The sequence below is a fragment of the Desulfopila inferna genome, assembly GCF_016919005.1.
GTDB lineage: Bacteria > Desulfobacterota > Desulfobulbia > Desulfobulbales > Desulfocapsaceae > Desulfopila_A > Desulfopila_A inferna.
On the sequence record NZ_JAFFQE010000047.1, the window covers coordinates 1 to 423 of the forward strand.

At 57.9% G+C, this 423-nt stretch carries 1 pseudogene; it reads left to right on the forward strand.

Annotated elements, in window-relative coordinates:
- Positions 1-401: pseudogene (locus JWG88_RS21380) on the forward strand (ribonuclease R); the annotation flags it as partial.
- Positions 402-423: the final 22 nt, after the last annotated feature.

Here is a 423-nt window from a genome sequence, read left to right on the forward strand (position 1 = left end):
ACTTCGAGATGGCTGAAAAAACCATCAGCGCGCCGATTGGTCGCAAAAAGCGTGGTGCTGAAACTGCTGCGCCAGCCGCGAAGGAAAAAGCCGAAGCGGCTCCTGCAAAAACCGCAGGTCGCCGTCCAGCGAAAGAGAAGGCTCCCGAAGCTTATCGCCCAAGCGACGCTGTGGCGAAAAACGCCGAGCTGCGTAAAAGCCGTGAAATGAAGAAGGCTCTGCTTTCCGACGCCAAAAACGGTGGTAAAGCGGCGCCTGGGGGAAAGACCGGACGGTCGGCGCCTGAAAAGGCCTCCGGCGGCAAGCCAGCAAAACCGAGCAAACATCGTAAAGGCCCGCCAAAAGCGGGTTCTGCTCCAGCCAAAAGTGGCGGGGCACGTAAACCGAAGGCGAAGTCATGAGTCAGTTGGAGAAAATCTACGG